This is a genomic window from Prevotella sp. TCVGH (assembly GCF_023522295.1).
In the GTDB taxonomy this organism is placed as follows: domain Bacteria; phylum Bacteroidota; class Bacteroidia; order Bacteroidales; family Bacteroidaceae; genus Prevotella; species Prevotella timonensis.
This window is the reverse complement of record NZ_QFFX01000092.1, coordinates 1-7642: the sequence shown is the minus strand read 5'-3', so window position 1 is coordinate 7642 and position 7642 is coordinate 1. Positions and strand designations below refer to the sequence as shown.

8 protein-coding genes and 1 pseudogene are annotated in these 7642 nt (G+C 40.4%); 2 read left to right on the top strand and 7 right to left on the bottom strand.

Annotated elements, in window-relative coordinates; translation table 11 throughout:
- Positions 1–317, bottom strand: a pseudogene (locus DEM91_RS11640) (virulence protein); the annotation flags it as partial.
- A gap of 515 nt (positions 318–832) precedes the next feature.
- On the opposite strand from DEM91_RS11640, the gene DEM91_RS11635 reads away from it, so the two are divergent.
- The gene (locus DEM91_RS11635; RefSeq protein WP_102188894.1) at positions 833–1135 is read left to right on the top strand and encodes a helix-turn-helix domain-containing protein; all 303 of its coding nucleotides are present in this window, start codon (positions 833–835) and stop codon (positions 1133–1135) included.
- A gap of 12 nt (positions 1136–1147) precedes the next feature.
- Complete coding sequence (locus tag DEM91_RS11630; protein WP_102188893.1) at positions 1148–1450, top strand: helix-turn-helix domain-containing protein; 303 nt, start codon at positions 1148–1150, stop codon at positions 1448–1450.
- A 259-nt stretch (positions 1451–1709) separates the two neighbouring features.
- On the opposite strand, the gene DEM91_RS11625 is transcribed toward DEM91_RS11630, so the two are convergent.
- The 6 genes from DEM91_RS11625 to DEM91_RS11600 all read right to left on the bottom strand — a co-directional run.
- Positions 1710–1922 (bottom strand): hypothetical protein, encoded by a 213-nt coding sequence (locus DEM91_RS11625; RefSeq protein ID WP_102188892.1) that lies wholly within the window; start codon positions 1920–1922, stop codon positions 1710–1712.
- Between the two features lie 50 nt (positions 1923–1972).
- A complete protein-coding gene (locus DEM91_RS11620; protein WP_195254066.1) occupies positions 1973–4513 on the bottom strand; it encodes a hypothetical protein in 2541 nt (846 codons plus the stop codon).
- The gene (locus tag DEM91_RS11615; RefSeq protein ID WP_195254067.1) at positions 4510–5331 is read right to left on the bottom strand and encodes a GLPGLI family protein; all 822 of its coding nucleotides are present in this window, start codon (positions 5329–5331) and stop codon (positions 4510–4512) included. The genes DEM91_RS11620 and DEM91_RS11615 overlap by 4 nt, the downstream gene beginning before the upstream one ends.
- A gap of 238 nt (positions 5332–5569) precedes the next feature.
- A complete protein-coding gene (locus tag DEM91_RS11610; protein ID WP_130828414.1) occupies positions 5570–5986 on the bottom strand; it encodes a hypothetical protein in 417 nt (138 codons plus the stop codon).
- Positions 5983–7278, bottom strand: coding sequence for a site-specific integrase (locus DEM91_RS11605; protein WP_249859030.1), 1296 nt, complete (start codon positions 7276–7278; stop codon positions 5983–5985). The genes DEM91_RS11610 and DEM91_RS11605 overlap by 4 nt, the downstream gene beginning before the upstream one ends.
- Positions 7279–7330: 52 nt before the next feature.
- A partial coding sequence (locus DEM91_RS11600) for a tyrosine-type recombinase/integrase (RefSeq protein ID WP_249859029.1) occupies positions 7331–7642 on the bottom strand: 312 nt, incomplete at its 5' end.

Here is a 7642-nt window from a genome sequence, read left to right as displayed (position 1 = left end):
ATAATCCCCACATCGTTGTCAAGTTCCCTGCGGAGCGTGTTGATTTCATAGCGACCCACTTTTGAGAAGTGAGTATCATCCTTTCCCCTGTATTCAGTTCTTCCCAACACCGTGTTGTACCTAAACTCATAATAAGAGGAGAGATAGGTTTCTATCTCACCATTTTTGGAGGAAGTCTTCCTTTGCTTGGGCGTATTATTTTCGTCCACTGAATTGCCTTTATCTGCGTTCCTTTTCATTATCTGCTTGGTTTGGTTTCCGAGAGTGAAGTTATGAAGAGAACTGGAAAGTTCCAAGCATTCGGAGAGTGCTTGCATAATGTTGCGTTCATTCGCAATAAAGTTCGCACGGATTTTTGAGGAGACAGGAAAAGAAATAACTGATTTAAGCCCGAATTAAATCAAAACAGGGGATAAAATAGCAAGGAAAGATAGAGGTAGAAGTGTATCCCTTTGCACACGTTTGCGGTATTCTGCACCGATATTGCAAACAATAAGAATCAGCACAGAAATAGGGTAGCTTTTGTCCACACCAAGAGTGCTACAAGGTGCCACTTAAAAGAAGTATGATAGAATAGGACATGCACCGCCCTATCTTTGCGCCAAACAGACGGTGAAAGAAGAAAACAGGGAAAGAATGCGCAAACGGCTGCCGATAAAATGCGTTAATTTTTCCTTCAACTTCCCGATATTTCCCTGCTGTTCCCTACTGCTTTGAAGTGTGACAAACTCATCATACTTTTGTAGGCATAAACGTGTGATGAAAGGCAGAACAGGCAAAGATATTGTCAATACCAATAAGACAGAATTACAAACAAAATAACAATAAAACTATGGAATATTTTATCATTACGGATTCAAATTGGGCGAGGCTGAGGAATGAGATACTCTGTCTTGCCGAGACCTGCCACAAGGCATTTGGGGAACAGAGCAAGCATACCGATTGGCTGCACAACGGCGATATGTGCAAGTTGCTTAATATCAGCAAACGCACCTTGCAGCACTATCGGGATACAGGTGTGTTGCCCTTTGCTCAAATAGGACATAAGTGCTATTACAAGCGTGAGGACGTGGAGCTATTGCTCCAAACCAAATCGGAGAAATCGAAAACAGACAAACCTAAGAATAACAAATAAGGAAAGAGAAATATGGAACAGGTAAGAGACTTGAACATGGATGCGGACGATATGTTGGTAGTGCTGTCTGCCCTCAGTAGCGTAAGTAAACGGATGAAGGAAGTGGCACAGACACACAAGCCACTATTTAGTGGTGAACATTTCCTGACAGGTAAGGAAGTATGTGAGCGGCTGTATATCAGCCCTCGTACCTTGCAGGACTATCGGGACAGGAGGATTATTCCCTACACGCAATTCGCAGGAAAGATACTTTATAAGGAGTCGGATTTGGAAAGGCTGTTAGAGGATAATTATAAGCCCCTATCGACCCATTAAGATCTAAGACGCAGTTTTCAATGACTTTTCTAATTCCCATCATTAGAAAAGGATATTATAAATACTACCAGCCAGAACTTTGCAGATAAGACAACGACGTGTCTGATTTAATGATAAATTTAAGATAAACTAAAATATAGTTACCCTATTGTACATAGACATAAAAGGTATGCCATAATAAACTCTTGGCATACCTTAAATGTAACGCATAAATTCTCGATATTCTATTGTTTACAAATATCAAGAAATACTGCTAAGATTATTTACCACCTTCTTTCCTTATATAAATGATATATGTACCATCTTCAAAGAAAAAGCCTAAGCTTCCGTCATTAAAGGTAACCTCATCATAACCATCATGGTGCGTGATTTCTGTTACTTCAATCTTGGAGCTACTTTTAGCAGCAACTGTTTGTGGTGCAACTACTCCTAAACTAAGAGCTAGTGCCAACGAAAATAAAAATTTCTTCATTTCTTTTTGATTTTAAATTATTTATAAATAATAACAGGATGCCCTGTTTATTACAATGATAGCATCATTTTCAACAAAACATCTCTACTTCTTAATTGGGTAGCTGTATATATCTGTTGAGTGTCGGTTATTTGCTGTCGGATGTATTTATTCTTGCCTATAAGATTATTGCAGACAAGTCCTATTTCGTAACGTTTACGACGATAATATACAGATATGTCGGCAAAGTATGTGAACGAGAAAGAATGGTCGTTGCTATGGTACAACTCATTGTTCCACTCTATTTGAAAATTACCAGGCATAAGAAAGCATTTCAACTGATGACTGAAAGAACGCAAGGGTTCAATATTGAATGCTGCATTACCCTTTGATAGTTGCCTTATATAACTATAAACACTCTTCTCCTCTATGGAGAACCACTCAATAGGTTGCAACGAAAAGGAAAGAGAGATATTAGCAGATTGCGTTTGGAAAGGTACAAAACTATTTCCAATAAGCATCTTATAGTTGCTCCAATTGTAGGAACAGCCAAGGATAGTTGTCAAATGTGCAATGTTCCAACTTTCACTCATTCGTCCATCTATACCATGTGTGGTACTATTTGCTGTAAAATCTGTTGCAAACGTCTGATAAGAGTTGTTTATAACACGTTGCGAATACATACGTTGGTTTCGCATATTGGTAAAGCTATAGCCTATATTGACAAAGAAGCCCTTCAACACGTCTTTATATTCTACAGAGGTTCTAAGAAAATGCGACAGCGTATAGTCTAGTTTCCCGTAACCTTGTCGCATCGTTATATAGTCTGTAAACAAAGGAATGTCTATCGTTGAGGAAAACTCATTAGGTCGCCATGCATAGTTATAGATGCCCATAAGAGTTAACGATGGTGTAGGCATGGCAGATATATATAAATGTGGTTCTATGGTAAGCGTGCTTTTATGCTGACTTCCGTAATATCGTTCTGTCCAGTAAAGCGGTGTACTGGCTGTGAGATGAATATTGTTCGACTTGTAACTGAATGTAGGACGAACGAAACTCCTCCATTCACTATATCTTCGTTTCGCACTTATGCTATCATATTCGATGTTCATTCGTTGTAATTTTGCATCTGTTCCAAAATCGTAGTTCAGATGAAATTTGCCCACTTTATGTCCCCAATAAGTATTAAATCCGCCCAATATGCTATGTTTTTCCAATCGTTCGGTAGTTTCATTTGACAGCAACAGCAAATCTGGTGCATAATTTAATGAGAGATAGGCATTCGCTGAAATAGAATGTTTACCGTTAAGATTTCGGATGAAGGAAAGTTTGTCGGTGAGATAGCGTTGACGTGGCTTTACATATTGGCGAGTATTTCTACCATTCAATAGCGATGTACCATCGCTTTGGTCGAAGTCTATATATCCTCGCAAATCATTGGTAAGGTATTGCTTATCCGTATTTTGCTTGTACAGCACCTCTGCATTGAGTGCGTTGTGATGGCTTTGTGCCGACACGTCTTCCATGATTGCCTTGCTACCTGCCATTGTATAGATGGTTGAAGTTGTTCGCCTTTGTATAGTTTTGTCTACCATTGCATCCAACTGTATTCGCAAGTCGTTGTTGCCTTTTGTCTTGAAAAGCCAATTTGTAGCAAACAGGTGTGTTTGGTTAAATCGGCTTCTAGCAGTTTCTATATCGGGTGCTGGCAATGAAATATTGGCGAGAATTCCGCCGTCTGTGGGAGCAGAGTCGTCTAAATAGGCAGCCATTGGCGACACTTCCTGTCCAATACTCTTACCTGTGTTGTTGTTTTTATACATGCTGATACTTTGCACTTTTCGCGAGAAGAACATAGAAAAAAGCCTATTGTTATAGAGGAAGTCAGACTTCCTGTCCATTGCCATACCAACAGCAAGGTCTATGGTATGTGTCCATACGTTCTTTGCGCTATCTCCCAAAACGATATTCAGTGCAGCTTGCTCACTGAAACTGGTGTTTTTCAATGCTTTGATTGGTTGATGACGCTCGAAGACTTGTATTTTCTTTACTTTGTTCACATCAATGTTTTCTGATGCTTGTGTATATTTTCCACCAAGTAAATCCATTCCTTCAATATAGAACTTATTGATTTTCTTGCCTTGATATTCTATGGATCCATCTTCGTTAATGGCTATTCCTGGCATTTTTTTTAATACATCGGCTATGGTTCTGTCTTGCTTAGTTTTAAAAGAATTGACAAGGTAGTTAAGCGTATCGCCTTCTTGGCGTACCTTCTGCGACTTCACTACCACCTCTTTCAGTTCGTTTGTTTTCTCTTGCAATACAATATGTTGCCCATTCTTGAAATCAGATATGAACAAAGAAATTGTTTCGTAGCCCATCTTTCTTACCTCTATTATGCGAAACTCTTTTCCTTTGGCATCAATGGAAAAGCTACCATTAGGGCTTGAAAAAGTGTAAGCTATGGTTTGTTTCCCGTTTTTCAAAAACACGGCAGCACGCTCAACAGATGTGTTTTGTGTAGATACAATCTGCCCTGTAAGTATTTGACCTTTTGCCGTGATGGCAGACAAGAGAATTAACCATATGAGAAATGCTTGCTTCATTTCTTGTTCAAATCTTCTATCAACAAAGGAGTCAACTTTCTTTTCTTTATGTTACCGCTGCCACGCACACCTTTGAGTCTGATGATAGCTTCCTGTGGGTCGGTAGCAGTAAGAACTTCGAGTTTCTGTAAGTCGGCTGCATTTGTATCTATAAAGTTTTTCTTAGCAATAGCAATCTTTTCTCCATGTCCTTTTTGTATGCCTGTGCATTCAAAAGTATATTCGGCATTGTCAGAAACTGCTTTCAGTATCAGTCCCGGTAATCCACATAGTTTCCAAGGTCCTTCACTTATGGTAAGGTCGGGTGTATACCATACTGTCCATACTCTGCCACGAAAAGCCGTTCTTGCCTTGTTGCAACTATATTCGGCAATGATGCTGTCGCCATCTAAAAGTTCCCAGTCTAACGTTGGCATAGCCTCCTCATACTTAAAGGCTGTATTCCCCACAAGTTCTGTGGTATAAGTAAGTTTGTTTGCTATGGGATAGTTCTTCAATACTACATAGTGTTGTCCTAATTTAGAACTTGCTCTCATCTTGGAACTTGCTGCTAGAACCTGAGAAAGATTTCCGCCCGTGGTTTGTACCACACTGTCTAATGTCTGCTGTTGTGTTATGTTAGTGGCAGAATAGAAACTGCTGCTGTGCTTTCCAACCAATAATATCATATCATCGAACAGCTGCGGACGTTCTACACAAGACTTAAATGCTGCTTTATAACTAATTTTTAGCGTAGCCGTGTCTGTTTGTCCACAAATAGAGCTTAGTTTAAACACGGCAGCTAAAAATATGAGTATTATTTTGTATCTATATTTCATAGGTGCTTTATTGTATAACGTAATTGTGTACTATAATACATAATTTATTCCAACCCCACAAATTCCAGATTAAAATAATATGTTTAAAGCAACAACTATATTGTAGCCTGTAGTTCTATGGTAGTAATAGTAAGGACTTCCAACTAACTACAATGTAAACCTTTTTTTTCAATACATTATCTCTTAATGTAGTTATGTAGTAAGATATAATCGGTGAAAGAAAAAGGAAATATATTCATCAGTTATCCGTGCTACCGAGCAGAAATATCGGTGTTATCACGGATGCAGGTTTCTGTAATCTCTCACAGACATACTTTCTGAACAAATGCGCTTCGGTGTTGTTTAACAGAAAGGACAGGGAAATGATAATTGAAAGAGGATAGAGCGGTGCATAACCTTTAGGTTGTCCGTTGATGAAAACAGGTTCTTGACCTGCACTCCTCTCATCGGGATGCAGGTTGGAAAATTTCATCAACGTTTGCAGTCTGTGGTTGAGTTTCCTCCATGTTACCCCGAAGAACCTCACAAGTTCACTCTCTGTCATGGCTATCTCTCCGTTTCCTTTGCGGATAACCTGCATATTGCTGCCCCAATCAAAATAACTACGATGATTGGCAGTGTTTGTTCTTATGTTTGGATTGTTGTTTGTCTTCATGCCGTTTCCTCCATTTTACAGGTTACAATATCCGAAGGTTCACAAGCCTCTTTCTCCATAGTTTCCTTTTCCTTTACTGATTGCTTGGCAATGAGCCTGTCCATATCCTCTGATATCTTTTTGTCCGTCACCTGCGCATAAACTTGAGTGCTTGATATGGAGGCGTGTCCCATCATCTTGGCTATACTCTCAATAGGTATTCCTGCGCTAAGGCACATCGTGCCAAACGTATGCCTTGCCATGTGGAAGGAAAGTCTTTGGCGGATACCGCAAGCCTTTCCCACAATACTCAGTTTGGCATCCATGACACTGCGGCTGCAATCACGATGAAAAACAAGGTGGTCGCCTTTTTCTTTCACCGTCTGCTGTACCTCGCTTCTTTCTGGCTCTTTCCGATAATGGCTGATTATGGCTTCCGCTATGGGATGTAACGGCACGATGAACTCAACCTTGGTCTTCTGACGTTCCTTTCTTATATACATCTGTCCATCCGCTGTCGTTTGGATATGCTTGTATTCCAAATTCTCCATATCTGAAATAGCCAAGCCTGTGAAGCAGGAAAAGACAAACATCAGTCTTGCCAGCTCCGCTTCTTTGTCGTTAATCTTCATTGCCATAAGTTTCATCACATCGCTCTTTTGCAAAAAGCGTATCTTCTTTTCCTCTTTCTCATACTTGGCATTCTCAAACGGATTACAGCGGATAATTCTCTTGCTGACCGCACGGAACATTAGTCGGCTCAACCAGCAGAGGTTGCTGTTGACGGTGGATGCTTTTAGTCCACGCTTTTTGAGAAAGAAGCGGTATTCCTCGAACAAGTCCTCTGTAATTGTTCCGATGGATATATCCTGCACTCCTTTGTTTTCTACAAATTCACGGAGATTTCTGTCAGAATAGAACAGGTTCAGATAAGTTCCCTCTGCCCTTGACTTGCCTACGCTCTCCTTGACGGATTGCAATTCTGCCTTACTCATGGCAAGGAGCGTGGTCGGATTGGTGGCAATCCCCTGTAAGCGGTTCTTTACAAGTTCCACACTTACCACTCCATCCTTTACAAGAATGTCCCGATAGGTCTTTTCCACCAAGTCCCTGAACTCAATGATTCTTTGGTTTGTTTTCTTGTTGGTTGTCAACCCCTGCTTGGTGTTCCACTCGGCAGGATGGCACTCTTCGCCTGTGGTAATGGCTGTGTTCTTTCCGTCTATGGTGATACGGCAGAGAATGGCGGTATTGCCGTCTGCCTTTGTTTTCAGTCTGTTGATATAGAACAGTATCTTGAATGTACTTCTCATTGTCTTGGTGGTTTTGAATAATGAATAATGATAAGATAGAAAAAAATAGGAATTAGATTATTAACTGCATATCTTCAGTGAAAGAAAGGAAACGATCAAATTCCTCAAAGAGTTTCTGTGGGGTTACCTTTGCATAACGCTCGGTCATGCTCACGTTGGAATGCCCCAGCATCTTACTAACGGTCTCAATGGGTACACCCTGTTCAAGCGTGATGAGCGTGGCAAATGTGTGCCTTGCCGTATGTGTGGTAAAAGGAAACGAGATGCCTGCACGAAGCCGCAAGGCTTTCAAATAAGATTGGTAAGTGGCATATCCCATGAAAGGGAGCAATGTTTCCCTTTCATCGCTGTGGAGCTTCTCCAT